Genomic DNA, 25,990 nt, shown 5'->3' on the forward strand with positions numbered 1-25,990 from the left:
CCTACCCAGCGCCCCTCCTGCGCTTCAGTCTCCGGTCATTCGAAGAGTGTTAGGCGCCAAATACTTCAGCCTTTCGGGCGCTTTTGGGCGCCCGGTGACGACTTGTTCGCGTTTCCCAGCCACAACAGGTGCGCTCGTAGCGACATCGCTCCCCCGGCCACCAACGCCACGATCGCATACGGCAGGAGCATTCCCGAGAACTCCATTCCAGTCAACGCATTGATGATGAGTGCGGAGATGCTGGATGCGCTCAGCACGAAAGCGATAACTGCAACGGTGGTGAAGGACCACTTCTTCATACTTACTCAATCTCTGTCTCGCTGGTGACGACGCGTGCTGTTGCGCGCAATGAAAAGTATGCAAGACTGCTCATACATGAGTCTAAGGGACTGCCGGCGGTGCGCACGTTCGATCCTGCTGTCGCGGCGTCGAGCCCTCAGACTACCTACACGAGAGGTTTTTTGATGGGTTCTGATCACACACACGCCTCGGCAGCCAGCGCTGCCGGCCGGCATCGTAAACCGCTCGTCATCGCCTTTGCACTGACAGCGATCTACATGGTCGTCGAATTGGTCGTCGGTTTCTCGGTGAACTCGCTGGCCCTGATTTCTGATGCAGCGCACATGGGAACCGACGTCCTGGGACTCGGCATGGCACTGACGGCCATCACCTTGGCCTCCAGGCCGACGACTTCGCAGCGCACCTACGGTTTCTACCGCCTCGAAGTTCTGGCAGCCCTGGCGAACGGACTTCTCCTCTTCGCCGTGGCCGGCTACGTCCTCTTTGAAGCCGTCCAGCGTTTCGGGAACCCCCCAGACGTGCCCGGCCTGCCACTCCTCGTCGTGGCAAGTATCGGACTTGTGGTGAACCTGATCAGTTTTCGACTCCTCCTGGCCGGGTCCAAAGAGAGCATCAACCTCAAGGGCGCCTACCTGGAAGTGTGGGGAGATCTCCTCGGTTCAATCGGCGTCATCGTGGCTGCGCTGATCTTGTACACAACGGGTTGGCAATATGCAGATCCGATTATTGGCGTGGGTATCGGGCTGTTCATCCTCCCGCGCACCTGGAAACTCACCCGACAGGCCCTCCGCATCCTGATGGAAGTCGCCCCGCCGCACCTAGACCTTGCCGAGATCAATCGGCAGATCCTGGCGATCCCTGGCGTGGTCGGCGTCCACGATCTACACGTGTGGACAATCACTTCCGGGATGGAAAGCGCCAGCGGCCACGTCGCGATCGACCCCGACAGCAGGTATCAGGACGTCCTCGATTCCGTGCTCAGCTTGCTCCAGGACAAGTACCAGATTTCCCATGCAACCATCCAGTGTGAACCGGCCGAGCACACCGAAGCGACCAACGCCATCTAAGTCACTGCTGGAGGAACCGGTGAAAGAGTACGCTGTTGAAGACATGAGCGCACGAAATGAAGGCCGAAGCGCCGTTCCCTTTGAAACGTCAACGGTGACGCCCGTGGCGCGCATGGTCGACGTGGAGCAGGTATTGGCTGCCCGTTCGAACATGCCCGCCGAAAGCGACGTTGCCGATCTGGCGGATGTGTTTGGTCTGCTGGGTGAACCGAGCCGAGTGCGAATCCTCATCGCCCTGCTCAATGGCCGCATGTGCGTGCGCGATCTCGCCGCGGCAATCGATCTGAGCGAATCAGCGGTGTCTCATGCGCTGCGTCTCTTGCGCGCCCATCGAGTTGTCGAGGTCCATCGGATTGGGCGTATCGCCTACTACGAGATCGCCGATTCCCATGTGCGAGTTCTGCTCGAGCTCGGACTGGAGCACGTCGGCCATACAATCCTGCTGCACCCGGCAACGCCCACATCCGACGGCCAGAATGCGTGCGAGAGGCACCCCGCTCCTTAGCCGAGCTCCAAATCGTGCGGGTTCAGCTCCGCTCCCCGAGCCGATTCAGGTACTCGTTGTACGAGTCAAGGGCGGCATCGTCGCGCGCCTGGGTTCTGGCTGCTCGGACGGTATCCCGGCGCTGCCAGCGTGCAAGCGTGACAATCAGAACGATAAGCAGCGGAAGCTCGCCGTAGGTCCACGCCAGCGCGCCGGCCATCGCCTGGTCTTGCACAGGATCAATCTCCCACGCAGCCGGCGCATCCGCGAAGAACGAAACAACTGGGCTCAGGGTCAAGATCATGACCAAGCCGAAAGCAGCATGGATCTGCATCTCCAGAAAGACCTCAAAGAGGCGCCCTATGTACGACGTCGGTCGCGGAAGCGGATCGGCGGACATCAGGGGCGTGGCGGAGAGGATCCCCACGGCCAGGAACGCAATTTCGAGACCGATGTGGCCGGTCCAGGTCGCTAGCAGCGCGCTGGCCGCACCGCTGAGATAGAGGCCCACGAAGCTGAAGAGAACGAGCGGCACGACGAATGCCGGGTGAAGTGCGACGCGCGCCGCTCGTGACCGGAGTCCGGCGTGCGCCACTCGCAGAACGGTACGGCCTGGACCCTGGTGCGGTGTCGCCCTCAGGAGGAGCGTGCCGGGTGAGCCGAGAACAAGTAACGGCGGAATGATCATCATCAGGCTCAGCTGTTGAAACACGAAAACAGAGAACATCCTGAGGCCGTAGCCTTCCAGGCCGGCACCGGTCACCACAAGCAGGAGCGCGCACCCGGTGAGGAAGGAGACGGTGCGGATGACCGACCAGCGACGGCCGAGGGCCCACAGCCGGATGGCACCTGCAAGATACAGGCCGGCCAGGATCAGGCCGATGATCGGCAAAACGGGAATCGGTTGCAGGTTGGGTGCGAGGAATTGGTCGATACTGGGCGGCAGGCTGGGAGTCCACACGGGCCCCTCAACACCCGCACTAGCGAACATTGCTGCGCACAAGTCGGATAGAGGCCAGGCCGGCAATGAGTACGGCCGGAATGCCCATGGCCAGCACCACCCGACCTGCAAGGTGTTGTTCGGCGAGTGGATCGGTACCCCACTCAACACTGATGACCCCATACCAATCGGGAAGAAGTGGCTCGGCGGCGCCGATAAAGCTCAGCCCGAGAAGAGCGACTGCACTCGTCACACCCGCTAACGCAACCACGAGGCGGAGAGCGGCGCGGGGAGAATTCGGGTCCACCCCGGCGAGGGCGCGGATGAAGAGAGTTCCGACGATGAGGAAGTGCGCAATCATCCATTGATGGCCGACCGGGTTTTCGATCGCCCAGGCGAACAATGGCGTGTAGTAGAAGGCGAAGAACGACCCGCCAAGGAGCACTCCCGCCACGATGGGGTTCAGTAAAACCCGCAAAACTGAAGAACGTTGGAAGAGGAGAATCCACTCTCGTCCGCCGCGGCTCCCGTCGCCTCGGGCCACGATTGCGCGCAGCCCCAGGGCGACCGGTCCACCCAGAACCAGCAACACCGGCACAACCAACGCGAGGCTGAGGTCGCCGAGAACGTGGGCGCTGACCAGGTAACTGCCATACGTGTTCGGGGCCCCATTGGTCGTGTAAAGGAGCACGCCCAGTCCGGTGACCCAGCTGAGTGTGCGCAGGGCTGGCCAAGATTCGCCGCGAGCGCGAAGGCGATGGATGCCGGCGACGTAAAGGAATATCCCGAATCCGGCCGCGAGGAGCCAGACGGGATCCACGGTCCAGCTGCTGACCACGGTTTGCCAGCTCAACGGGGCGGGCAAAGGTTGGCCGGTGAGGCGCTCCGCCGCGGTTACGGCTATTTTGTCGAGGATAGGCGGAGGCGTGCGGGCCAGGACCACCGCGACACCGGATGCCAGCCCCATCAGGAGGACCTCCGCCCCGACCAGCCGCCAGAACAGGCCCTCCCAACGCACCCGGCTGATGTCGGCGAGGCGTTTGAGCAGGAGCCTGCGGTGGCCGACGCCCACTGCGCCGAGCGCGATGAGCGCCAGCACCTTGACCACGAGGAGTAACCCATAGGTGGTCGAGACGAGTTGGCTGAGCTGTTCGACACGGAGCGCAGCGCTCACCACGCCGGACACGGCGACGATGACGAAGCAGATCAGGGCGATGCTCGAGTAGCGTCGGAGCGTGATGACGAGGGTCTTCCGGTCCGTTTTGCGATGGAGGACGGCGATGAGAACCAACCCACCGATCCAGGTCGCGGCGCCGATGGTGTGCAGCCAGATTGCCGTTGTGGCAGCGGTGTGACCGCCTGCTCCAGCCGCGTGGCCCTGAAGCGCCAGCGGAACGAATGCTGCGCCTGCGAGTGCTGTGACTGCGCCAATCGCTGTCACGCCCCGCACAGCGAAACACAGGACGGTGATACCAGCGCTCAGCAGCATTGTAGCCAGCCAGGCCTGACCGAGCCCAATATCGGTGAGGAATAACATGAACGCTTGAATGAAGATTCCGGGCGAGGACACCGGCCCCGCGAGACTCATAAAAGTGAACACAGCGCCGGCGGCGGACGTCACGGCCCACGCGCCAGCGCACCCGGCCGCGATGTCGAGCGTCCTGCCGTACAAGCTGGACACCGGGGTCAGAGCGAAGCATGCCAGCACGAGTGCGCCCAGCGTTCCGGCGCTCGACAGGTTCATCAGGACCTTCGCAAGGGGTATCCCGTAGCTGACTACCGGGCCTTCGGCGATGAGTAATTCCGGCTGTGTAGGCAGCGTGAGCAGTGTCGCGCCAACGACAGTGATCAGCGCAAACGCGAGGAGCAGCGCCGGGGCGAAGATCCAGGCGATCGACTGTCGACGCGTGACGCGGGTTGCAGTTCGCACCATCACAAGGCAGCTCCCGTTCTGATGCTCAGGGTCGATTCTGTCGCGCGTTTAGCTGGCGCGCCGTAAATGCACACGTAGTCAACCGAGTGGGGCGCCTCGCGCCCCCATAAACGGTTCCGGGTCGATACGAGCGCCATTGACGCGCACCTCATAGTGGAGATGACAGCCGGTGGATGCCCCAGTTGTTCCTGCCAACGCAACGACCTGGCCGGCTTGAACATTGTCGCCATTGTTGACCAAAATCTGGCTGGTGTGCGCGTAACCGGTCTGGACGCCTGAACCATGATCGATTTGGAGCCAGTTACCGTAGCTGCCCATCCAACCGGCGTAGGAGACCCGGCCGCTACTCGCCGCGTAGATCGGGGTTGAGCATCCTGCACTGAGATCTACCGCATAGTGATACGGGTTGACCCCGGCCACGGGTTGTGCCGGTCGCGGCCCAAAGTTGTCGGTAATCCGCCCGGGGACAGGGCGCGCCCAGCCCTGGCCGCTGAGCTGACCGGAATCCAGACTCGGCCCGGCCGAACCTGCGGCAGCGGAGGCTGCAGCAGCGGCAGGGGCAGCCGCCGCGGCTGCAGCCGCTGCGGCCGCCGCCTGTCCGCGTTCGAAGTCGGATTCAGTGGCCGCGCGGTCCTCAACCAGCACGGCCAACTGCGCTTGGAGCGTCTCGGATACCTGCTGCTGTTCGGCGACCTTCACTTCGGCGGCCGCATTCGCCTCCGCCGCTTCGTTGAACGCAAGCTGCGCCACCTCGGCGAGCTTCTCTCGTTCCTCCAGGGCAACCTGCGCTTGGTCCGAAAGCGCAGCAGCGGCGTTCCGATCGGTGGCGGCTGTCGAGTACAACCTGTCGATCGTGTCGGAGAGTTTACTAAGGGAGCCGAGACGAGAGAGGAGGTCGTCTGACTCCTCACCGGAAAGGAACACCTGCAGGCTCATCTCAGCGCCCGATCCGCCGCCCTTGGCCATTGTTGCGGCGAGTCGCCCGACCTTCAACGTTGACTCGTCGGCCTCGGCCTGAGCTGCTTCCGCCTGGGACTCGAGAGTAGTGGCCTTCAACGCCGTAGCGTCCAGGCTGGATTGAGCGGTGTCGAATTCGGCCGATCGCCGAGTGGCGAGCTCACGTGCCGTCTGAAGCTCAGCATCCAGCCCCTGGATGAGCACGGCGATTTTGTCCATCTCGCCGCGCTTGGCCGTCTCGTTGCTTCGGGACGCTTCGACGTCCGCCCAAGACGGATAGTCCTGGGCGGCCACAGCTGGGGCAGCCGGAACGGTGGACGCGAGTAGCGCGAGTGCCGCGACTGCGGCGACGGAATGTCGAAGAGTGCGAATTCGAAAGATCATTCCCGAACAGCCCCTTCGATGGCTGCCCTGAATGCTTCTAACGTGGAGAGCTCGAGTTGCTCGCCATTAAGGAAAAATGTCGGCGTGCCCTGGACGCCAAGTGCCATCCCCTCACGTTGGTCCTCCATCACTCGCTCGAGCACAGCGGGGTCCTGGATATCAGCGTCGTATCGCTCCAGGTCCAGGCCGATGTCTTCGGCGTAGGTGCGGAAGAGATCCGCGCGTGACTCGGACTGCTCCCCCCATTGCGTCTGCGTCGCGAACAGTTTTGAGTACATCGCTTCGAACTGGCCTTGACGGGCCGCTGCCTCTGCGGCCACCGCGGAATTCACCGCGTTCGTGTGGCTGGGGATCGGGAAGTAGCGAGTGACGAAAGTGACTTCGCCGTCGAACTCTTCTCTCAGGTCTTCGACGACGGGGTAGACGGCCCCGCACGCTTCACACTCGAAATCAAGGAACTCGACCACAGTGACTTTTCCATCGGCGGCGGTGCTCAGACGATGGCTGTTCTCTCTCAGAACCTGCGGTGCGGATGCCGATTCGGTGCTCGACGGCGGCGTAGGTGTGCGTGTAGCAAATAGGACAATGGCGATCATCACCGCGACACCGATCACCACACCTACGTTGATGAGAATTTTGGTGCGGGTGGACAGTGGTTTCTTCATCTCAGCCTTGGGTTTTTGTAGACGGTTACTTCGCGACACGTGAGCTCAACCAGGTGTAGGGATCGGTCGGAGTTGATCCGTTGAGTAAGAGCTCAAAATGCAGGTGCGGTCCGGTGCTTTGGCCGGTGTTGCCGACCTGGCCGACCGGCTGGCCGACTTTGACGGGCTGGCCCTCGGCGAGACGGAGCGAGCCGAATTGCATATGGGCGTAGAGGCTGCTGACCTTTTCGCCGTCGACGACGTGATCGATGATCGCGTACACGCCGAAGCCGGAATCTGACTCACCGGTCTCGCGCACCACCCCGTCGGCAATCACCTGAATCGGCGAACCCTCTCCCGGGGTCATGTCGAGGCCTTTGTGCATCGTGGAGCAGCCAGCGCACGGTGACGCACGGGGTCCGAAGTCATCGCTGATCGGGACCCCGACAACGAAGGGCCACTGCACCGGCGACGTGATGCTGTTGGTGAACGTTGACGACGTTCGGGTGTAGCCGGCCGCGGCGATTTCGGCGTTACGACTGGCCTCGATCTCGGCTGCCGACGTAGCCGAGAACACATCGCTGGCGCCAATGATCGGGGCTGCACCCGTCGCACTAAACGTCTGGGACGGTGCATCTTGGTGGACATCCGGCGCCATCACAAACACTCCGGGGTTGCTCGCCACCGCTCCGGCCGGCGTGGATGTTGCGAAGAGGAGCGTCGCCGCGAAGATGGCAGCCGCGGCAGTGACCACACGAGACTTGGCGCCGGTTCTTTGCTGGGCGCGAGGCGGGCGCGAGTCTGTACCAGGTTCAGTTCTGCGTCGTGCTTGATGCTTGGTTTTCGGCGCCCGATTGAGTGATTCGCGCCGGGTCAACGCAGGGCGGGATAAATAATCGTGTTCCATTGCTGCTCTCTGGACATGCCGAATTGACGGCAAAGACGGTCGAAGAAAAGAACGGGCCGGTCAGTCCCAGACGGGAGTGACGGCGTCGTTCTACGTTCGACTGACGCAGAGAACAGTGAGAGACAACGAGAGGGGCGGGGATTCCCGGCGCGTGACAATAGCCGCGAGTCGTTCAAGACCGGTGCGTATCAGTACCAGGGGCGACTGACGCATCATGCGAATAAGAACGACGAGAAAAGCGATTCCGCAGGCGAATGCCAACGCGGCGCACAGCGCCAACGCGCCGGCAAATGCTTCGTCGTTGACGGCGGAGCTGCTGGCGCCCTGGCCGTCCTCGGCGATAGCAGGCGACAAAACGCTGTTGGCAGCGGAGCTGGTCCCCGTCGTCTCGCCAGGATGACTGTTTTCAAGCGAATGCGCCAGAAGAAGTGAGATGACCGTTCCGAGCACGACGAGGAGAGTGATGATGATCCGCTGTAGTTTGCGCGTGTTGAGCGCTGCCTGCGAACTGATTACCATTTCTCTCTCCCTTCTCAACTAGCTGCCGCGCCGGTCACCGAACTGGCACATTCGACTGCACGTGGCCGACGGTCGTCAGTCCACGCGCGTTTGAACACTAACAGACACAATTCCGAGAAGTCTGCGCCGGTGCGGGCGAGGTCTCAGATGGGGGTCACGAAGCCGTTGATCAGGCCCTGTAGGCGGTAGATCCAGTCGGTCCAGAGCCCGGTGGTCATGCTCGCACCGATGAGGATCAGCACCGTCCCGCCGATGAGGTTGATGGTGCGCACATGACGTTTCAGGAAGGCCATCGCGTCGGTGGCCCAAGAGAAGCCAAGCGCGATCAGGAGAAAGGGGATTCCCAGACCCAGACAATAGAACAGGCCCAACAAAGCACCGCGACCAGCCGACGCGGTGTCGAGGCTCAGGGCCGAGATTGCGGCCAGGGTCGGGCCGAAGCACGGGGTCCAGCCCAGCCCGAAGACCACGCCCAGAAGCGGGGCGCCGGCCAGTCCGGTGGCGGGTTTCCAGCGGGGGCGAATGGTCCGCTGCAGGAAGCTGATCTGACCGATGAACACGACGCCCATGAGCATCACGAAAATCCCCAGGAATCGGGTCAAAGTCCCTTGCCAGCGAATGAGCCAGGTTCCCATGGTGCCGAAGGCAGCGCCATAGGCGACGAAGACGATCGCGAAGCCGAGCACGAACAACGCAACGCCGAGGACGAGTCGGCGTCGGCCGCGGTCGGCGATCTCGGGGTTACCGCCGATATAGGCCAGATAGCCGGGTACCAGAGGCAACACGCAGGGTGAGGCGAACGAGACAAGGCCCGCGAGAACCGCGATGGGGATGGCAAGTAGTAGTTGTCCGCTGAAGACGGCTTCTCCCCAGCTCACGGCGCTGTTTCGGCGAGAGTGTCGGCAATGAGCGTGCTCAGTATCGACTGTGATTCGATTCGGCCGAGAATCCGAGCGGCTGGCCGGCCTTCGGCATCAACGACGATCGTGGTCGGTACCGCGTTCGCCGCGAATTCCCCCGCGAACGCAAGGCTGACCAAACCATCGCTGTCGATGATGGAGGGGTAGGTGACCTTGTAGGTGTCAGCGAATGCGATGGCGGTGTCAGCTTGGTCGCGGATGTTCACGCCGAGAAATTGCACTGCCTCGCCAGCGTATTCCTGGTTGATCGCTTCGAGGTCGGGTGCCTCGGCGCGACAGGGCGCGCAGGCGGCGTACCAGAAGTTCACGACGAGGACCGAGCCCCGGTAGTCGGCGGCATCGACCACGGTGCCCTCTTCAAGGGTTCCCGTGAATTCCACCGGATCACCCCGGTTCTCCATCGCCCATTCCGCGACCGTGCCGTCGCCGGCGATGTAGTTCTTGTTAGACCCCTCGCGGTACTGCTCGGAGAGTCCGCCTTCGGGCGCGCACGCGGCGAGGACCATTGCGGCAAGCCCGAGGGGCAGCGCAGTACGGAGGACCCGCGGGCCTGAACGAGTCACTGGGCGAGCGCGGCGTCGAGGGCTGCCGTAATGTCCTCTGGATTCTCCAGCAGGATCTTCTCGTCGTTAACGAAAATCGTAGGAGTTCCTTCCACTCCGAGTTCGCGACCGGCATCGAAGTCCGACTGCACGCGCTCGACGGTGGCTCGGTCGGCGACATCGGCGTCATACTGTGCCATGTCCAAGCCGAGTTCCTCCGCGTAGGTGCGGAACAGATCCGCTTTCGACTCCTGGCTCTCGCCCCAGGAAGCCTGCGTTTGGAACATTTTGTTATACATGGCCTCAAACTCATCCTGCTGGGCGGCAGCCTCCACCGCGACCGCCGAAGTCTGGGAATTCCGGTGTCCCGGAATCGGGAAATACCGGGTAGCGAAAGTGACCCGGCCCGCGTAGTCCTCACGAGCCTGCTCAATGTAGGGGTAGACAGCACCGCAAACCTCGCATTCGAAATCGAGGAACTCTACGAGGGTCACTTTCCCATCCGGCGCGACGTCGAGGCGATGGGTGTTCTCTTCTAGCACCGAGGTGGGGGCCGCAGCCGACGTGCCCTTGGGTGCGGCCGCCGGTTGAGCAGCCACCGCAATGACGGCGGCCACTGCGATGAGGACGGCGGCACCGACGCCGAGGTTGATTTTGGTTATGGTCTTCATGGGTGGTTCTTTCTGTCAGGCCGATGGTCGGCAGAAGTGTGTCGGGCAGTACGGCGGAGTCGGGTCCTACGTGGCGGTCGCCTCCAGAGCCGGGCGGCGGCGAGCGGCGCGGATTCCATTGGCGATGATCACAACTTCCGCCAGCTCATGCACCAGAACCACCCCGGCCAACCCCAGCACACCCGTGAGCGCGAGGGGGAACAGGACAACGATCACGCCGATCGCGAGAGCAATATTCGCGGTCATGATTCGACGGCCCCGTCGGGCATGCACAAGCGCGGCGGGAATCAGGCGAAGGTCGGTGCCGGTGAAGGCAACGTCTGCGGACTCGATCGCAGCGGCGGAGCCGGCTGCACCCATCGCAATGCCGACATCCGCTGTCGCCAGCGCAGGCGCGTCATTGATACCGTCGCCAATCATCGCGGTGTGCCGATGCTTCTGAAACTCGCGGATCGCCGCGGCCTTATCGGCCGGCTTCTGCTCAGCGCGAATCTCCGAAATACCGACCTGTCGCGCCAGGACCTGAGCCGTTCGGGTGTTGTCGCCCGTGAGCATCGCGGACCCGATGTGATGTCGTTTCAGCTCCGCGATGGTGTCAGCAGCTTCCGGTTTGAGTTCGTCCCGAATCCCGATGATGCCAACAACGGTGCCTGCGCGCTCGACGACGACAACGGTCATCCCGTTCTCTTCCATCAGGCCTAACCGGTCAGCGAGCGCACCGGCGGACACCCAACGTGGGTTTCCGATCCGCACAGGTTGGCCATAGAACGTCCCCGTGACACCGTCTCCGGGATACTCGGTAACGTCAGTGGCGCGCTCAACGGCCGGGACTGCGGCCAGGATCGCGGCCGCGAGGGGATGAGTGCTGTGCGCCTCGAGTGCGGCTGCCACGTGGAGGACTTCGTCACGATCGACCGAGTCGATGGTCGCCACGTCGGCGATCTCAGGCCGATTGCGAGTAAGCGTGCCGGTCTTATCGAACGCGATCAACTGAACAGTCCCAAGCCGTTCGAACGCTTCACCGGACTTGATGATCAGCCCAAATCGACTTGCGGCACCGATGGCCGATATAACTGTGACAGGTACAGCTATCGCCAATGCGCACGGCGACGCCGCGACCAGCACGACCAATGCACGCTCGGTCCAGGTCTCGGTGTCTCCCACCAGAACGCCGAAGAGCGCGATAAGACCGGCCGCGATCAGCACCGCCGGCACGAGAGGCTTGGCGATCCGGTCCGCAAGGCGAGCCCGGTCGCCCTTACGGGCATGCGCCTGCTCGACCAGTCTTACAATCGTCGTGAGGGAGTTGTCGGTACCGTCCGCTGTCGCTTCGACCATCAGTGCTCCGCCACCATTGATCGACCCGGCCGCGACGCTGTCCCCCGGTCCCACCTCAACCGGGATCGACTCGCCCGTGACCATTGAGGTGTCCAGGCTGCTTCGCCCGGAAACGACGATGCCGTCAGTGGCAACCCGATCGCCCGGACGCACGACGAGGATGTCCAGCTCGCGCAGGGCGCGCGCAGGAATTGTCACTTCGCCGCCAAGCCGGGACACGATTGCCGTGTCGGGCAGGAGAGCGAGCAAAGCTCGCAGCCCGCCACGAGCCTTGTCCATCGCCCGGTCCTCGAGCGCCTCTGCGATCGAGAAGAGGAACGCCAGCGCCGCCGCTTCGCCGATGTGACCGAGTAGGACTGCGCCAACCGCAGCGATCGTCATCAACAGGCCGACACCGAGCTTCCGACGCAGGAGCCTCCGGACGGCCCCGGGCACAAACGTCGAGGCCCCGGCCACCAGGCTCGCCCCCAAAACGATCGTCCCGACCAGCTCGAGGCCGGCCCATTCCATCAGGTAGCCGATCAGCAACAGGACGCCGGCCGCTACTGGAATGAGCACGTTCAGGTCTCGCAGCCAGGGAACGTGCTCCTCGGCGTTCGCCTGGTCGTCGCTACCTTCGCCCTCAACGTGCCCACCCGCTCCGGGACTCGGCTCGAGCCGATCTTCCCCGTCGTGATTGTGAACGCTGGCAGACGCCCCGACCGGGCGTACACCTAAAGTCAGTGCGGCCGGCGCGTCTTCCGCCGCGCAGCATCCATCGTTCTCCCGGCGGGGCCTTACGACCAAAGTTCGTCGTGCAGGAGGCGCGGAGGTCTCGTCGTCATCGCAGCATCCGGCGCTCATGCCGACGCCTCGCAACAGAACGGCACGTCGCAGTTCTCGTCTGCGCACTCGGCACCGTCGTCAACGGCCAGTACGACGTCAAGCATTGCCAGCACAGCTTTCGACAGGTGCGGATCCGCGATCTCGTATCGTGTGCTGCGTCCCTCAGGTGTCGCGGCAACGATCCCGCATCCGCGGAGGCAGGTGAGATGGTTGGAGACGTTGGAGCGCGTCAATCCCAATGCTTCGGCGAGCTCTCCAGGGTGCGCGGGTTGCTCATTTAGCGACAACAGTATCCGTGACCGGGTGGGATCAGCCATCGCCCGGCCTAGGCGGTTCATCACATCAAGACGCGAGGCAACAGTGAGCATGACTATGACATTACAGTCGTCGCTGACGTGAAGGCGAACGGCAGCGGCGAATGCACAGGCTGCACAGGGATCCCTAAGCTGGCGTGGTGCGCAAGGTTATCGAGTGGTGGGACAACCGTCAGATCGCGCTGTACCTGGTGGCGATCGCTGTCGGCGCGGCGGTCGGACTTCTCGCGCCGCTGAGCGCACCCGGCTTGACGCTCGCGATCAACCCCGTGCTTGCGTTACTGCTGTTTGCCACGTTCCTCGGTGTGCCGCTGATCGAAGTCGGCCGCTCCTTCCGAGACATTCGATTCCTCGGAACGGTCCTCGTCGTCAACTTCTTGGTGGTGCCACTCGTTGCGTTTGCACTGTCCAGATTCGTCGCTGACGACCGCGGACTCCTACTCGGCGTCTTGCTGGTTCTACTCACGCCCTGTGTGGATTATGTGATCGTCTTCACAGGCCTTGCCGGCGGCGCCAAAGCACGCCTACTCGCTGCCGCGCCGCTCCTGATGTTGCTCCAGATCGTCCTGCTTCCCCTCTACCTGCTGCTTTTCGCCGGACCCGAAGCCGTTGGTCTCATCGACCTGCACCCCTTCGCGGAAGCGTTCGTGATCCTGATCATCATCCCTCTCGCGGCCGCAGCACTCGTCCAGGCCGCCGGCCGGAGATTCAGAGCGGGACGCGTGATCGAGGATGTTATGGCCGCCGGGATGGTGCCGCTGATGATGGCCACACTAGCCGTTGTCGTCGGGTCACAGATCACCGCCGTTGGAGCGCAGGCGGAAACGCTACTCCGCGTCGTACCGATCTACGTCGCCTTCCTCGCCATCATGGTCGGCATTTGCCTGGCCGCCGGCAAGCTCGCCAGACTTGACGTGAGCGCCGTTCGCGCGGTGATCTTCTCCGGGGCCACCCGGAATTCCCTGGTGGTCCTTCCCCTGGCGCTGGCACTGCCGGCATCGCTCTCGATCGCACCGCTGGCGGTCGTGACACAGACGCTTGTTGAACTCGTCGGAATGATTATCTTTGTACGCCTGATCCCCCGCCTCACCCGCCACACCCGCAGAGGCGCCGAGAAGATCGCAACGTAGGCGCACCCGTATCGGAGCCACGTCGCGAACCGCCAGTATCCACCACAGCACAGTGAGGTCAGTGGGAATGCCGATGGTGGCTGTCGGGGTAGTGCTCGTGGGTGTGGGTGATTGGTTCGTGGGTGTGAACGTGCTTGTGCCAGCCGTTCGCGCCGACCTCCTGAGCTGGTTCGTCGTGGTGCTGGTGGTGCTCGTCGTGGGTGTGCCGGTGGTCATGAGTGATCACCTCGTGGGTGTGCTCGTGCTGATGCCGCTCGGTCAAGTGCAGCCAGACGCCAACCGCCATGAGCAGGCCGGCAACGATCACGGGCCAACTGAGCGCATCTCCGAGTGCTATCGCGAGCACCGCACCAAAAAAGGGGGCAACGGAGTAATAGGCACCGGCCCTGGCTGTGCCTAGGTGGCGCATCGCGACAATGAAGAGCACGAGGCTGATGCCGTAGGCGAGAAGGCCGACGACCATAGCGGCCGCGATGCTGAACGCACCGGGCAGCTGGGCGCCGAGTGAGAACGCGAGGATGAGGTTGACGGGTCCGGCGACCCCACCCTTAACCGCGGCGAGCCAGGTGGCGTCGTTGAGGGCGATCTTTCGGGTGAGGTTGTTGTCCAGTCCCCAGCTCAGGCAGGCACCGAGAATCGCCAGGGCCGGCCAGGGACTGCCAAAGTTTGCACCCAACGGAATGCTGAGAATCACCGCGCCGGCGACGATCGCGAGCATGCCGAGCGCTATTCGACGGTCGAAGTTCTCCTTGAACACGAACCAGGCCAGCGCCGCCGTGAACACTCCCTCAGCGTTCAGAAGCAGTGAAGCGCCGGACGCCGGCATGTTCGACAAGCCCATCATCAGCAACACCGGCCCGGCTACACCGCCGAAGAACACTGCCCCTGCGAGGGGCATCACCTCAGGGCGCGTGATGCGCACCCGAGGGGCACGACGGATCAGCCGGTACAGACCGAGGCCCAACCCCGATCCGCAGTACAGAAGCCCGGCGAGTAGCCACGGGCTCACGTCATCGTCGAGAAGCAGCTTGGCAAGCGGTGTGCCGGCACCGAAGAGCACCGCTGACAGCAACACAGCTCGAACACCGACATTCGTGAACGCGCGCAGCATCAGCCGGTCACCCGGCCATCCATGCCCTGGTGATGGGCCGGCGTGTTACTCAGGGCGTGTTCGGCCTGGAAGATCGCGTCACTGACCAGTCGGCTCGCGTGCTCGTTCGCGAGCCTGTAGAACACCCGCGTTCCCTCGTGTCGGGTCGAGACGATCCGGGCCAGCCTGAGCTTCGCGAGGTGCTGCGACACGGCGGCCGGAGTCTTGTCGACGATGTCGGCCAATCGGTTGACGGGCAGCGCTCCGTCTCGCAGCGCAAGGACGATCCGTACCCGGGTGGCATCGGCGAGCATCGAGAATATTTCGACCGCGAGCTCCACACACGGGCCCGCCGGGTCACGACCGCACGTCGACTTATCTGCATCCATACGCAGATTCTTACATACCAATCGTTTGAGCGCCCCGTGCGCCTCCACAGCTCGAGATTGCGGACTCTCCCCCGACCATCGCCAACGGCCAGCGAGGATCGCTGCCCCCGGCCACCGCTCGACCGCCACTTTGGGAGGATGATTGATACATGAAGATCGAAGTCCTATACATTGATGACTGCCCGAATTGGGTTGAGGTTGGCCGCCGACTTGAAGATGCGCTTGCCATGGGCGGGTACTCACGCACGCCGATCAGCTACCGGCTTCTTCGGACGCCCGACGAGGCAGCCGAAGTATCGTTCGCCGGCTCCCCCACAATCACCCTTGACGGGGAAGACCTATTCGCTACAGATGGCCGAACGACAGATCTTGCCTGCCGGATCTATTTCACGCCCTCGGGACTCGCGGGGCTCCCTACTACTGAGCAACTCACGAAAGCAATCGCTTCTCGTGGCGTCTGACACGACCGCAGTTTGTTCCTGCTGCGAAAGGACTTTGCAGCGTCACCAAGTGCACGCTCTGGCGGGTACAGTTGGCTTCGTCTGTCGACGATGCGGCCTCTGGATAGCCCTACGGCTGCATCGCGACAACTGACGATGCGTGCTCGTCCACAACGATTGAGACACTCGGACACGGGGAAACGCGGTGTCATCGGCGTTACTGGCTGAGTAAAGAGAACTCGACCGTGAAGGTAGCGCCACGGCCGACACCCGCGCTCTCAGCTCGGATACTTCCGCCGTGGGCCTCGGTGATGGACCTAGCGATCGCCAGACCCACGCCCGAACCACCATGGGCGCGGTCCCTGCTGGCGTCCACTCGGTAAAACCGCTCGAAAACATGCGAAATGTGCTCGGCCGGAATTCCATCCCCCTCGTCGGACACGGCCATCACCACCTTGCTACCGATTACCGCGGCAGAGATATTCACCTCGCGCCCGGACGGGGTGTGTCGAACCGCGTTGTCGAGGAGATTTGTCAGGACCTGACCAATGCGATCGCTGTCCCCACTGATAGCGGCGTCCCGGGCACCTCCAGCCATAGTGACCATCAGCGTCACGTTTTGGGCAGTGTATTGCGCCGTCGCCTGGGCCACAGCATCAGCGACTACCTGGGCGACAGGCAGGCATCGTCGGCGCATGGTGAGCCGGCCTTCCTCTGCAGTGGTCACGATGGCGACGTCCTCGCTCAGCCGTGTCAGACGAGTAACCTGGTCCCCCAGTATCGTGAGAGTTGCCGGATCAGCTTCCTGGACGCCATCGGCGATGGCTTCAAGGTAGGCGCCGATCGTGGTGATCGGAGTACGCATTTCGTGCGCCAGGTCGCCCAGCATTCTCGTTCTGGTTGCTTCGATCCGGCCGAGATCGGTGGCCATCGAGTTGAAAGCCGAGATCAGGTCGTCAAACTCCGCGCCGAGGCCCACAGCGGGGATACGCGCCGTGTAGTCCCCGTCCGCAACCCGGCCAGCCGCTTCAGTGACCGGTGTCAGGGACCGCGTGATCCGGCGCGAGAGAAACAGGCTGACGCCGACCGAGGCTGCCATGGCGGCGACGAGGGCCACGGCCAGGGAGACCATTGATGCGGTTCGGAAGGCTTCTTCGGCATGTTGAGTCGAGCTGGTCCCGGAACCTCCCATGCCCATCATGTGTGCGTGGAAAATGGCTGGGCCGATCCCAACAACCACGACCCAGGCAGTTGCCACCCCGACGAGTACAACGACGAGGATGGCGCCGAGCAGGCGCGCGCTGAGATCCCTAGGGCCAGGGACCCGAGTGCCTGTTCTGCTCACGCTCCGACGCCCATCTGGTAGCCAACTCCGCGCACTGTCCGGATGAAGACCGGTGACGATGGATCATCACCGATCTTGCGCCGCACATGCCCGATATGCACGTCCACCAAATGCGGATCGCTCATCCAGCCGTCTCCCCATACGGCATCAATGAGTTGCTGCCGCGAGAAGACAATTCGAGGTTGGCCGGCCAACGCCACCAGCACCTCGAACTCGGTGCGGGTCAGGTGCACCGGTTCACCGCTTCGGTGAACTTCGCGGCCGGCGACGTCGATTTGAAGGGAGCCAAAGACAAGAGGCGGTGTGCCGAGCGCGGCGGCTTGTTCGCTGGGGCGCGGTCGGCGGAGCATAGCGCGCACTCGAGCCACGAGCTCTCGGGGGCTGAATGGTTTGGTCAGGTAGTCGTCTGCTCCGACAGAGAGACCGACCAGCTTGTCGATCTCCTCGACCCGCGCGGTCAGCATGATGATGTAGCAATCAGTGAAGGTGCGCACGGTACGACAAACCTCAATGCCATCCATCCCTGGCAGGCCCAGGTCGAGAACGATGATGGCGGGGGCCCAATCTCGTGCCTTCGTCACGGCGGACTGGCCGTCGGCCGCCGTCTCAACGTCGAACCCATCTCGCTCCAAGTAGCCGGCCACCAACTCGAGCAGCGGTACCTCGTCGTCGACCACCAAGACTCTCGGACGCGGCTCCGCAGTGGCCTGTGGCCTGAAGGTCGTTGACATCATGGTCTCATTGTCCCTCCGGGTTGATCCCGGAGCGCTCTCATGAGCGGCTGCAGCCCATATCCCCAGTCAATCTTTGTCAAAAACCTGACTAGTGGGTTTCGCTCACCGCCGGTTGTTTCGTCATTGCCGCTTGGGTGTCAGCCGAGTCCGGCAGGTGCAGCCTTTTCAACAGCAGTGCATTGACGGCGACGATGACGCTTGAGCCTGACATAGAGATCGCGGCGATCTCCGGGCTGAGCTTGATACCGAACCCTGGGTAAAAGATCCCCGCTGCGATCGGGAGGGCGATCACGTTGTACCCGATGGCCCACCCGAGGTTCTGACGCATCTTGCGAACGGTTCCTTTTCCGATGCGCAGGGCGATGGGTACGTCGAGCGGGTCGGAGCGCATGAGGACTACGTCCGCGGTCTCGATGGCGACGTCGGTCCCCGCTCCGATAGCGATTCCTAAGTCAGCTTGAGCCAAAGCGGGAGCGTCGTTGACGCCGTCACCGACCATAGCAACTCGCCTTCCCGCCTGCTGTAGCGCGGCGATCTTCGCTGCCTTTTCCTCTGGCAGCACCTCGGCGATGATCGTGTCGATCTTCAGCATTGACGCAATTCGCTGGGCGGTGGCCTCGTTGTCGCCGGTCAACATCACGACTTCAATTCCTGCGTCATGAAGCGCTTCTACTGCGGAGGACGCGGTCTCTCGGACGGCATCAGCAAGAGCTACGACCCCGACCGCCCGGCCGTCGACAGCAATAAGCACTGCCGTTCGCCCCGTCGCCGCCAGCTCGTCGCGTTGCGGGATGACTGGTTCTACATCTACTCCCTGATCGAGAAGAAGTTTGCGGTTGCCCACGAGCACCCGGCGGCCGTCTACCGTGGCTCCGGCACCGTGGCCTGGAACGTTTCGGAAATCCGACGCGTTTAGAATCGGCACGTTCCTACTGGTGGCGTAGTCCACGACGGCACCGGCAAGGGGGTGCTCAGATTCCCTCTCGACGGCGGCAACGAGAGCCAGGAGAGCTTGCTCGTCGTAGCCGATGGTGAGGAAGTCTGTGACCTCTGGCTGGCCCTTGGTGAGGGTGCCGGTCTTATCCATTACTACCGTGTCGATTCGAGCCGCGATTTCCAAGGCGGTGGCGTTTTTGAACAGCACGCCACGCTTCGCTCCCAGTCCGGTGCCGACCATGATTGCCGTTGGCGTGGCCAATCCGAGCGCATCAGGGCAGGTGATGACGACCACTGTGATTGCAAAGAGGATGGCGGTCGGGAGGCTAGCCCCCGTGAAAAGCCACGCCGCCAGTGTGAGCCCTCCGCCGATCAGGGCGACCAAAACGAGCCAGAACGCGGCTCGATCAGCCAGGCGTTGGCCGGGTGCCTTAGAGTTCTGGGCTTCCTGAACCAGGGCGACGATTTGGGCCAAAGCGGTATCTGCGCCAACTTTCGTCGCCCTCACCCTGAGTGTTCCGGTGGTGTTGACCGTTGCGCCGATGACGGCCGATCCGACGGACTTTGCCACCGGCAGGCTCTCGCCCGTCACCATGGACTCATCGATGTCCGAATCGCCCTCCTCCACGACTCCGTCGGTCGGGACCTTGGCGCCAGGCCGCACCATCATCAGGTCGCCGGGAATTACTTCAGCGGTGGGCACTTCGATCGCCTCACCATCACGGAGGACGATCGCCATGGAAGGTGCGAGCTCTAACAGCGTGCGAATGGCATCGTTCGCTCCACCGCGTGCCCGCATTTCAAACCAGTGGCCTAACAGCACGAAGCTGGCCAAGACCGTGGCCGCCTCATAGAACACCTCGCCGCCGCCGGTCAACGTGACGATCACGCTGTACAGCCACCCGGAGCCCACTCCCACCGCAACGAGCACCATCATGTCCAGAGTTCGAGCTCGCAGCGCTCGGAACGCACCATCGAAGAAGATCCAGGCCGCGTAGAAGATCACCGGGAGAGACAGAATCAACGAAAAGACGTCATCCCGAAGGCCAAACGGTGCCGGCACCGTGAAGCCGATCACGTCCCGTCCAATCGGCGACCACAGAATGATCGGTATCGACAATATCGCCGCCACCAGGAACCTATTGCGCATGTCCCGCACCATGGCATCCATCGACATGCCTGCGTGGGCCCCGCCATGGCCCATCGTGTCCTGAGCTGTCCTTATGGCGTGCCCCTCGTGGGTCACGGCTTGGCCGTGCCCCTCATGCGGCATGGACGAGATGTGAGTCATGCCCATCGACTGAGACTTGTCGCTCGCCCTCTGGGAGCTCTCTTGAGGATCGCATATGTGATCAGGAACCGAACGGCCCGCGCAGTGATATCCGCAGTCTCGGACCCAGCGGGTTAGCTCAGCTACGGACGTCTGACCGGGGTCATAGGTGACTACCGCGGTCTGGGCGACCGGATTTGCCTCCACGCGAATGACTCCAGGTCGGCGGCCCAGCATGGATTCGGCGACTGCTTTGGATGACGCCCACTGCACGCCGCCAACCTCCATCACTGCTGATACCCCTTCGGTGCTCATGGGCAGGTTCCCTTCTTTGCGCTTTCGAGAGATGACGGTCGCGTCCCACAGGGCCGACGTTATACCCCCCTAGGGTATCTGTCAACAAAGGCCTGCGGGCCGGTTGGTTCCACGTCTTCGAAGTGCAGCTTTCAGGCGATCGGGTGGACTTGATACCCCAAGGGGGTATAGTTCGATGTACCCCCCAGGGGTAGACGTGGCGGAACAAACCGTCAGCAACGAAGGGAACTTCTGATCATGCTTATTGGTAGAGAAAATGACCTCGGCCTCACGGACTCATCCTGCGCGTGCGCTCACGGCTCACATTCAAGCGTCGCCGACGTTTCACCCACCGCTACTCCGGGCTTTTCGAGCAGCTTCCGGGTTGCAGGGATGACCTGCTCTCACTGCGTCGTGGTTACGTCCCTGTGAGTGGTGTGATTTCCCGCTCTTGAGCGTTGCCTCGCCAACGTGAAGAGCCACCGTGGGATGGTCAGTGAGTACCGATCAAAGAACTCACAAAGGACACCACACGATGGCTCTAGACCAGTCTGCCCTGCTCGACCTGCTGGGAGAACTCAAACTCACCGATGTCACCGACCGAATCCGCGTCGCGACCGAAACTCTCTACCAAGAACTCATCGATGCGGAAGCGACCGCGTTCATCGGCGCCGCCCCGTTCGAACGCTCCGGCGACCGCACCACTCACCGCAACGGCACCCGGCCGAGGACGCTGTCGACAACGGCCGGGGACCTCGATTTGAAGATCCCCAAGCTCCGCGCCGGGTCGTTCTTCCCCGCCCTGCTCGAGCGGCGTCGCCGGGTCGACCAAGCGTTGTTCGCCGTCGTGATGGAGGCCTACGTCCACGGCGTCTCGACCCGAAAGGTCGACGACCTGGTCAGAGCCCTCGGCGCGGACACCGGGATCTCCAAGTCCGAAGTGTCCCGAATCTGCGCCGGCCTGGACGCCGAAGTCGCCCAGTTCCGCGACCGCACCCTCGCCGCGCAGGACTTCCCGTACGTGTTCCTCGACGCGACCTACTGCAAGGCCCGCGTCGGGCACCGGATCGTGTCCCAAGCCATCGTCGTCGCGGTCGGCGTTGCCGCCGACGGCCGCCGTGAAGTCCTGGGCTTCGACGTGGGCGACAGCGAGAACGAAGGCTTCTGGACGTCGTTTCTGCGGTCTCTGAAGACCCGCGGCCTCGACGGAGTCAAGTTCGTCATGTCTGACGCTCACACGGGCCTGAAGAAGGCCATCGGGACCGTGTTCCAAGGCGCCGGCTGGCAGCGCTGCCGGGTGCATTTCATGCGCAACGTCCTCGCCGTGATCCCGAAAGGCTCCCAAGACATGGTCGCGTCGATCATCCGCACCATCTTCGCCCAGCCCGACCGTGAGCACATCGAGAAGCAGTTCCGCGAGGTCACCACCATGCTCGCCCGCTCGCACCCGAAAGTCGCCGCGATGCTCGTCGACGCACAACCCGACCTGCTCGCCTTCGCCGCGTTCCCCAGGCGGCACTGGCGCCAGATCTGGTCCACGAACCCGCTCGAACGGGTCAACAAGGAGATCAAACGCCGCACCGACGTCGTCGGCGTCTTCCCCAACGCCGCCGCCCTGCTGCGCCTGGCTGGGTCCGTGTTGATTGAGCAGCACGACGAGTGGGAAGCCGGCGAACGACGCTACTTCTCCGAAGCCTCGATGCTCGAGCTGGCCACCATGAACAACCCCGTCGAGGTCCTCGACGAGGCGGTGATCCTGCCCGAACTCGCCGCCGCCTAGACTAGAACCACTGACCTGCATGGTGTTGAGAAATTCCACCACTCAGCGGGACGTGACCTGCGTCGTAAGCGTGACCACCGAATTAGGCAAAGTAGCGGGTACTGACAGCGTCAGCGTCGACCTCGCTCCCGGCGGCCTCTCCCTGGTGACTGTGTCCAGCAGTAGCCCGGTCAACCCGGCGGCAATTGCCGCCGCTATCGATGAAGCGGGCTACGAACTGGTCCTCGAGACACCATGAGTGACATGCAGGTGAGTGGCATGCAGGTCGATCTTGTCGTCAGTGGAATGACCTGCACTTCGTGTGCAGCACGGATCGAAAAGAAGTTGAATCGGATGACGGGCGTTGAAGCCACAGTCAACTACGCGACGGAGAAGGCGAGCGTGTTCATTCCGGACGGGACGTCCGTTGAGGATGCCATCGCCACAATTGAGGCAACTGGATACACGGCCGTTCTCCCCCGTCCCGTGAGCCCCACGCCTGACGGGACAGCACTGCCCACCGAGGCCGATAACGAAGTTGAAAGTCTTCGCCAGCGGCTCGTGATTTCCGCGGTGTTAGCAGCACCGGTCGTGGCGCTGTCCATGATCGCCCCCCTCCAGTTCTCGAACTGGCAGTGGCTTGCCCTGGCACTCGCCGGCCCCGTAGCGATCTGGGGTGCCTGGCCGTTCCACCGCGCTGCCTGGGTCAACCTGCGGCACGGTGCCGCGACTATGGACACCTTGATCAGCATGGGAGTGCTCGCGGCACTCGGGTGGTCGCTTTACGCTCTGTTCTTCGGTACCGCGGGGATGACCGGAATGACGATGAGCTTCAGCCTCACGACAGAACCCGGCGGCGCTGCGCACGAAATCTACCTCGAAGTTGCGTCGGCTGTCACGGTCTATATCTTGGCCGGGAGATACTTCGAGGCGCGCGCGAAGAAGCAATCGGGCGCAGCCCTCCGTGCTTTGCTCGAATTGGGCGCCAAAGAGGCAACACTGCTGCGTGACGGCGTCGAAACAACTGTGCCCACGTCTTCTCTGACCGTCGGTGACCATTTCGTGGTGCGGCCCGGTGAAAAAATCGCCACGGACGGCACCGTCGTCGAGGGTAACTCGGCGGTCGATGCGAGCATGCTCACCGGAGAGTCCGTTCCGGTCGAGGTCGGCCCCGGCGATGCAGTGGTTGGTGCCACTTTGAACTCCGGTGGCCGTCTCGTGATCCAGGCAACGCGTATCGGCTCCGATACTCAGCTGGCCCAGTTGGGGCGCTTGGTCGAACAGGCCCAGACGGGCAAAGCGGAGGTGCAACGACTCGCTGATCGAGTATCTGCCATTTTCGTGCCCATCGTGATTGCCCTCGCCCTGGGCACCCTCGTTGTATGGCTTCTGGTCGGGGCCGGCCCCGTGGTGGCATTCACCGCAGCGGTGGCGACACTAATCATCGCCTGCCCCTGTGCCCTCGGGTTAGCCACGCCAACGGCTCTGCTCGTCGGAACCGGTCGGGGCGCTCAACTGGGCATCCTCATCAAGGGACCGCAAATTCTCGAGTCGACTCGACGAGTCGACACCATCGTTCTCGACAAAACCGGCACCGTCACAACCGGGCAGATGACCCTCGTTGCTGTCCACCCGAATGGAAACGTCACCGACGAGGAACTCCTCGTTCTCGCCGGCGCTGCAGAGTCGGGATCAGAACACCCGATCGCCAAGTCGATCGTGACCGGAGCGAGGGCGCGTGTGCTGACCCTTCCGACGCCGGAGTCGTTCTCGTCTACCGATGGTCTCGGTGTGCAGGCCATTGTGGACGGACGCGTCGTGCTGGTGGGACGCCCCAGCTGGCTCAGTGAGAATTGGTCAATCGAGCTCCCCAGCGAGCTCAAGCTCGCCTTGTCCTCTTGCGAATCGCACGGGCAGACAGCTGTAGCCGTCGCCTGGGACGGGCAGGCGCAAGGCATCCTGGCGGTATCAGACGTCGTCAAGGACTCCAGCGCCGCCGCAATCGAAGAATTTCGTCGCCTGGGTTTGCAGCCCGTGCTCCTCACCGGTGACAACGAGACCGTGGCGCGCGTCGTCAGTGCTGAACTGGGCATCGCCGATGTTCGCGCTGGCGTCCTCCCGGCCGAGAAAGCCGAAGTGATTCGGGAACTCCAGCGAGCCGGCCGGGTGGTGGCCATGGTCGGCGACGGAGTGAACGACGCAGTGGCGCTGGCTACCGCAGACCTGGGCATCGCGATGGGTACCGGCACCGACGTCGCCATCGAAGCCAGCGACCTGACCCTGATACGAAGCGACCTGGTCGCTGCCGCCGACGCCATCCGGCTTTCTCGACGCACCCTGGCCACCATCAAGGCCAATCTCTTCTGGGCTTTTGCGTACAACGTGGCCGCGATCCCTCTTGCGATGCTGGGCCTGCTCAACCCGCTGATCGCCGGTGCCGCCATGGCGCTGTCGTCGGTCTTCGTCGTCAGCAACAGCCTGCGACTGCGCGGCTTTCGAGGGCTCAACTTACGTGTGACGAAGACCACCTCCCCCAGCCTGAAGGCTCACCCGGTCGAGATCAGCTGACCTGCACTCCGGCATTCCCAGCTTAACTTTGTCAAGTGCCGATACGTTTTTGGGATATCAGCGTTTGCTACCTGGTTTGATTGATACTGGAGGTGACATGGACCCGCACGGCAATTCCGTAGCTGGCCGTCGCCACAGGCCCGTCCTCGCACACGCGTTCACGGCCGTTCTTGTCCTGGGAGCCATGCTGCTGGGCATCCTGGCCATGCACTCCATGATCGGGGAGCACGGCGTAGCGTCGGGGGCAGCCGAGTCCACCGCACATTCCGACACCATCGCGAGTGGCCCTGACTTCCGAACTGACGTGGCGGTCGCGGCGACAGCGGCGATGATCCCCCTAGTGGCGCACGCCGAGGTCGGACTGTTGGGCTGCGCCGACTGCATGCTCGAATGTGCCATGTGGGCGATGACCTGCGCCATCCTGCTGGTCCTTGCTGCTCTCATCGTTCTCGCACGCTCCCCGGCCACGCATCGGCGCCTGCTCGACGCGGGCGGGCGCGTCGTCTCCCTATTCCAGGGCCCTGCGCTTCATCTTTTTCGGCCTAGCTTGGTCGTTCTTTCCATCAGTCGCACCTAAAGCCGGCATTGGCCTCGCGTCACTTGACGCCTGCCTTCACGACGCCGTATGGCGAACCGGTTTCTTACGTTTGACTCTGAATGGAACAACAATGCCCAAGCCACGTACATACCTCCTTACTGCCGCGGCCATCGCGACAGCACTCACTCTCAGTGCCTGCGCTGGCGGAACCACGGACACCGGCTCATCCGCCGCCCCCAGCTCCGCCGAGTCCTCCGCCTCCTCGGTCGATTTCGCCGACGCGGACGTCGAGTTCGCCCAGATGATGATCCCCCACCACGAACAGGCCGTCGAAATGAGCGACGACCTCCTCGCGAAGGACGGCATCGACCAGCGGATCGTGGACCTGGCCACCGAGATCAAGGCCGCCCAGGAACCCGAAATCAAGCAACTCGATTCCTGGCTCACAGCATGGGGCATGGATGACACCAGCTCCAGCGAGATGGACATGTCCGAGATGGATCACGGCACGGACGGCATGATGTCTGACGACGACATGAACGCCCTCAAGTCCGCGCCCTCAGAAGACGCCGGGAAGCTCTTCCTCGAGCAGATGATTGTTCATCACCAGGGCGCCATTGCGATGGCGCAGACCGAGGTCGACGAGGGACAGTTCCCAGACGCGGTGGACATGGCCACGAACATCGTGGATAGCCAGACCGCCGAGATTGCTGTCATGAACGACATCCTCGCCACCCTTTAGAACTCCCACT

27 protein-coding genes are annotated in these 25,990 nt (G+C 62.9%); 10 read left to right on the plus strand and 17 right to left on the minus strand.

The window, feature by feature from the left end:
* Positions 1-65 precede the first annotated feature (65 nt).
* Entirely contained in the window at positions 66-299 is a 234-nt protein-coding gene (locus K2F54_RS15635; RefSeq protein WP_220606781.1) for a hypothetical protein, read from the minus strand.
* A 165-nt stretch (positions 300-464) separates the two neighbouring features.
* On the opposite strand from K2F54_RS15635, the gene K2F54_RS15640 reads away from it, so the two are divergent.
* Positions 465-1,367, plus strand: coding sequence for a cation diffusion facilitator family transporter (locus K2F54_RS15640; protein ID WP_220606782.1), 903 nt, complete (start codon positions 465-467; stop codon positions 1,365-1,367).
* 19 nt (positions 1,368-1,386) lie between these two features.
* Complete coding sequence (locus tag K2F54_RS15645) at positions 1,387-1,872, plus strand: ArsR/SmtB family transcription factor (RefSeq protein ID WP_308287696.1); 486 nt, start codon at positions 1,387-1,389, stop codon at positions 1,870-1,872.
* A 22-nt stretch (positions 1,873-1,894) separates the two neighbouring features.
* On the opposite strand, the gene K2F54_RS15650 is transcribed toward K2F54_RS15645, so the two are convergent.
* From K2F54_RS15650 to K2F54_RS15695, 10 genes are all read right to left on the minus strand, one after another.
* The gene (locus K2F54_RS15650; RefSeq protein WP_308287697.1) at positions 1,895-2,812 is read right to left on the minus strand and encodes a cytochrome c oxidase assembly protein; all 918 of its coding nucleotides are present in this window, start codon (positions 2,810-2,812) and stop codon (positions 1,895-1,897) included.
* Between the two features lie 19 nt (positions 2,813-2,831).
* On the minus strand, positions 2,832-4,724 hold the full coding sequence (locus tag K2F54_RS15655) for a bifunctional copper resistance protein CopD/cytochrome c oxidase assembly protein (protein WP_220606784.1): 1,893 nt from the start codon (positions 4,722-4,724) through the stop codon (positions 2,832-2,834).
* A 78-nt stretch (positions 4,725-4,802) separates the two neighbouring features.
* A complete protein-coding gene (locus K2F54_RS15660; protein ID WP_220606785.1) occupies positions 4,803-5,975 on the minus strand; it encodes a M23 family metallopeptidase in 1,173 nt (390 codons plus the stop codon).
* A gap of 86 nt (positions 5,976-6,061) precedes the next feature.
* Positions 6,062-6,730, minus strand: coding sequence for a DsbA family protein (locus K2F54_RS15665; RefSeq protein WP_220606786.1), 669 nt, complete (start codon positions 6,728-6,730; stop codon positions 6,062-6,064).
* Positions 6,731-6,755: 25 nt separating this feature from the next.
* Positions 6,756-7,616, minus strand: a complete 861-nt coding sequence (locus K2F54_RS15670) for a M23 family metallopeptidase (protein ID WP_220606787.1) — start codon at positions 7,614-7,616, stop codon at positions 6,756-6,758.
* 90 nt (positions 7,617-7,706) lie between these two features.
* The gene (locus tag K2F54_RS15675; RefSeq protein ID WP_220606788.1) at positions 7,707-8,135 is read right to left on the minus strand and encodes a hypothetical protein; all 429 of its coding nucleotides are present in this window, start codon (positions 8,133-8,135) and stop codon (positions 7,707-7,709) included.
* Positions 8,136-8,278: 143 nt separating this feature from the next.
* Positions 8,279-9,013 carry a cytochrome c biogenesis CcdA family protein gene (locus K2F54_RS15680; protein ID WP_220606789.1) on the minus strand — a complete coding sequence of 245 codons (735 nt, stop codon included), beginning with the start codon at positions 9,011-9,013 and terminating at the stop codon, positions 8,279-8,281.
* Positions 9,010-9,561 carry a TlpA family protein disulfide reductase gene (locus K2F54_RS15685; RefSeq protein WP_220606790.1) on the minus strand — a complete coding sequence of 184 codons (552 nt, stop codon included), beginning with the start codon at positions 9,559-9,561 and terminating at the stop codon, positions 9,010-9,012. Before K2F54_RS15685 ends, K2F54_RS15680 begins: the two co-directional genes overlap by 4 nt.
* Before the next feature lie 53 nt (positions 9,562-9,614).
* Entirely contained in the window at positions 9,615-10,268 is a 654-nt protein-coding gene (locus K2F54_RS15690) for a DsbA family protein (RefSeq protein ID WP_220606791.1), read from the minus strand.
* Between the two features lie 66 nt (positions 10,269-10,334).
* The gene (locus K2F54_RS15695) at positions 10,335-12,164 is read right to left on the minus strand and encodes a heavy metal translocating P-type ATPase (RefSeq protein WP_374107303.1); all 1,830 of its coding nucleotides are present in this window, start codon (positions 12,162-12,164) and stop codon (positions 10,335-10,337) included.
* Between the two features lie 24 nt (positions 12,165-12,188).
* On the opposite strand from K2F54_RS15695, the gene K2F54_RS19360 reads away from it, so the two are divergent.
* Positions 12,189-12,323, plus strand: a complete 135-nt coding sequence (locus K2F54_RS19360) for a hypothetical protein (RefSeq protein ID WP_255577184.1) — start codon at positions 12,189-12,191, stop codon at positions 12,321-12,323.
* Between the two features lie 122 nt (positions 12,324-12,445).
* On the opposite strand, the gene cmtR is transcribed toward K2F54_RS19360, so the two are convergent.
* Entirely contained in the window at positions 12,446-12,799 is a 354-nt protein-coding gene (gene cmtR, locus K2F54_RS15700) for a Cd(II)/Pb(II)-sensing metalloregulatory transcriptional regulator CmtR (protein ID WP_220606793.1), read from the minus strand.
* A gap of 86 nt (positions 12,800-12,885) precedes the next feature.
* Here cmtR and K2F54_RS15705 point away from each other — a divergent pair, with 86 nt between their 5' ends.
* Positions 12,886-13,875, plus strand: a complete 990-nt coding sequence (locus K2F54_RS15705) for an arsenic resistance protein (protein WP_220606794.1) — start codon at positions 12,886-12,888, stop codon at positions 13,873-13,875.
* Between the two features lie 58 nt (positions 13,876-13,933).
* Here the strand turns inward: K2F54_RS15705 and K2F54_RS15710 are convergent, their stop codons facing one another.
* Both K2F54_RS15710 and K2F54_RS15715 read right to left on the minus strand, forming a co-directional pair.
* The gene (locus K2F54_RS15710) at positions 13,934-14,950 is read right to left on the minus strand and encodes a DMT family transporter (RefSeq protein ID WP_308287698.1); all 1,017 of its coding nucleotides are present in this window, start codon (positions 14,948-14,950) and stop codon (positions 13,934-13,936) included.
* A gap of 35 nt (positions 14,951-14,985) precedes the next feature.
* Positions 14,986-15,354: an ArsR/SmtB family transcription factor gene (locus K2F54_RS15715; RefSeq protein ID WP_220606796.1), complete on the minus strand. Its 369-nt coding sequence runs from the start codon at positions 15,352-15,354 to the stop codon at positions 14,986-14,988.
* 149 nt (positions 15,355-15,503) lie between these two features.
* Between K2F54_RS15715 and K2F54_RS15720 the strand changes: the two genes are divergently transcribed.
* Positions 15,504-15,815, plus strand: a complete 312-nt coding sequence (locus tag K2F54_RS15720; RefSeq protein ID WP_220606797.1) for a thioredoxin family protein — start codon at positions 15,504-15,506, stop codon at positions 15,813-15,815.
* 196 nt (positions 15,816-16,011) lie between these two features.
* Here K2F54_RS15720 and K2F54_RS15725 read toward each other — a convergent pair whose 3' ends face one another.
* The 3 genes from K2F54_RS15725 to K2F54_RS15735 form a co-directional block, all read right to left on the minus strand.
* Positions 16,012-17,052, minus strand: coding sequence for a HAMP domain-containing sensor histidine kinase (locus K2F54_RS15725; protein WP_308287699.1), 1,041 nt, complete (start codon positions 17,050-17,052; stop codon positions 16,012-16,014).
* A gap of 83 nt (positions 17,053-17,135) precedes the next feature.
* On the minus strand, positions 17,136-17,816 hold the full coding sequence (locus K2F54_RS15730) for a winged helix-turn-helix domain-containing protein (protein WP_308287700.1): 681 nt from the start codon (positions 17,814-17,816) through the stop codon (positions 17,136-17,138).
* Positions 17,817-17,961: 145 nt separating this feature from the next.
* Positions 17,962-20,394: a heavy metal translocating P-type ATPase gene (locus K2F54_RS15735; protein ID WP_220606799.1), complete on the minus strand. Its 2,433-nt coding sequence runs from the start codon at positions 20,392-20,394 to the stop codon at positions 17,962-17,964.
* Positions 20,395-20,908: 514 nt separating this feature from the next.
* Between K2F54_RS15735 and K2F54_RS15740 the strand changes: the two genes are divergently transcribed.
* From K2F54_RS15740 to K2F54_RS15760, 5 genes are all read left to right on the plus strand, one after another.
* Positions 20,909-22,153, plus strand: a complete 1,245-nt coding sequence (locus tag K2F54_RS15740; RefSeq protein WP_220606800.1) for an IS256 family transposase — start codon at positions 20,909-20,911, stop codon at positions 22,151-22,153.
* Between the two features lie 70 nt (positions 22,154-22,223).
* A complete protein-coding gene (locus K2F54_RS15745; RefSeq protein WP_255577186.1) occupies positions 22,224-22,391 on the plus strand; it encodes a heavy metal transporter in 168 nt (55 codons plus the stop codon).
* Positions 22,388-24,700, plus strand: a complete 2,313-nt coding sequence (locus tag K2F54_RS15750) for a heavy metal translocating P-type ATPase (RefSeq protein WP_220606802.1) — start codon at positions 22,388-22,390, stop codon at positions 24,698-24,700. The genes K2F54_RS15745 and K2F54_RS15750 overlap by 4 nt, the downstream gene beginning before the upstream one ends.
* A gap of 184 nt (positions 24,701-24,884) precedes the next feature.
* Positions 24,885-25,277: a hypothetical protein gene (locus K2F54_RS15755; RefSeq protein WP_220606803.1), complete on the plus strand. Its 393-nt coding sequence runs from the start codon at positions 24,885-24,887 to the stop codon at positions 25,275-25,277.
* A gap of 91 nt (positions 25,278-25,368) precedes the next feature.
* On the plus strand, positions 25,369-25,980 hold the full coding sequence (locus K2F54_RS15760; RefSeq protein WP_220606804.1) for a DUF305 domain-containing protein: 612 nt from the start codon (positions 25,369-25,371) through the stop codon (positions 25,978-25,980).
* The last annotated feature ends 10 nt before the right edge of the window (positions 25,981-25,990 follow it).

This window comes from Cryobacterium inferilacus (assembly GCF_019599185.1).
Classification (GTDB): domain Bacteria; phylum Actinomycetota; class Actinomycetes; order Actinomycetales; family Microbacteriaceae; genus Cryobacterium; species Cryobacterium inferilacus.

What these genes read in the sequence shown, in the direction of transcription:
- K2F54_RS15635 (WP_220606781.1), bottom strand. Translation starts at nt 299, where the DNA reads ATGAAGAAGTGGTCCTTCACCACCGTTGCAGTTATCGCTTTCGTGCTG.
- K2F54_RS15640 (WP_220606782.1), top strand. Translation starts at nt 465, where the DNA reads ATGGGTTCTGATCACACACACGCCTCGGCAGCCAGCGCTGCCGGCCGG.
- K2F54_RS15655 (WP_220606784.1), bottom strand. Translation starts at nt 4,724, where the DNA reads ATGGTGCGAACTGCAACCCGCGTCACGCGTCGACAGTCGATCGCCTGG.
- K2F54_RS15665 (WP_220606786.1), bottom strand. Translation starts at nt 6,730, where the DNA reads ATGAAGAAACCACTGTCCACCCGCACCAAAATTCTCATCAACGTAGGT.
- K2F54_RS15670 (WP_220606787.1), bottom strand. Translation starts at nt 7,616, where the DNA reads ATGGAACACGATTATTTATCCCGCCCTGCGTTGACCCGGCGCGAATCA.
- K2F54_RS15675 (WP_220606788.1), bottom strand. Translation starts at nt 8,135, where the DNA reads ATGGTAATCAGTTCGCAGGCAGCGCTCAACACGCGCAAACTACAGCGG.
- K2F54_RS15685 (WP_220606790.1), bottom strand. Translation starts at nt 9,561, where the DNA reads ATGGTCCTCGCCGCGTGCGCGCCCGAAGGCGGACTCTCCGAGCAGTAC.
- K2F54_RS15690 (WP_220606791.1), bottom strand. Translation starts at nt 10,268, where the DNA reads ATGAAGACCATAACCAAAATCAACCTCGGCGTCGGTGCCGCCGTCCTC.
- cmtR (WP_220606793.1), bottom strand. Translation starts at nt 12,799, where the DNA reads ATGCTCACTGTTGCCTCGCGTCTTGATGTGATGAACCGCCTAGGCCGG.
- K2F54_RS15715 (WP_220606796.1), bottom strand. Translation starts at nt 15,354, where the DNA reads ATGGATGCAGATAAGTCGACGTGCGGTCGTGACCCGGCGGGCCCGTGT.
- K2F54_RS15720 (WP_220606797.1), top strand. Translation starts at nt 15,504, where the DNA reads ATGAAGATCGAAGTCCTATACATTGATGACTGCCCGAATTGGGTTGAG.
- K2F54_RS15735 (WP_220606799.1), bottom strand. Translation starts at nt 20,394, where the DNA reads ATGAGCACCGAAGGGGTATCAGCAGTGATGGAGGTTGGCGGCGTGCAG.
- K2F54_RS15740 (WP_220606800.1), top strand. Translation starts at nt 20,909, where the DNA reads ATGGCTCTAGACCAGTCTGCCCTGCTCGACCTGCTGGGAGAACTCAAA.
- K2F54_RS15750 (WP_220606802.1), top strand. Translation starts at nt 22,388, where the DNA reads ATGAGTGACATGCAGGTGAGTGGCATGCAGGTCGATCTTGTCGTCAGT.
- K2F54_RS15755 (WP_220606803.1), top strand. Translation starts at nt 24,885, where the DNA reads ATGCTGCTGGGCATCCTGGCCATGCACTCCATGATCGGGGAGCACGGC.
- K2F54_RS15760 (WP_220606804.1), top strand. Translation starts at nt 25,369, where the DNA reads ATGCCCAAGCCACGTACATACCTCCTTACTGCCGCGGCCATCGCGACA.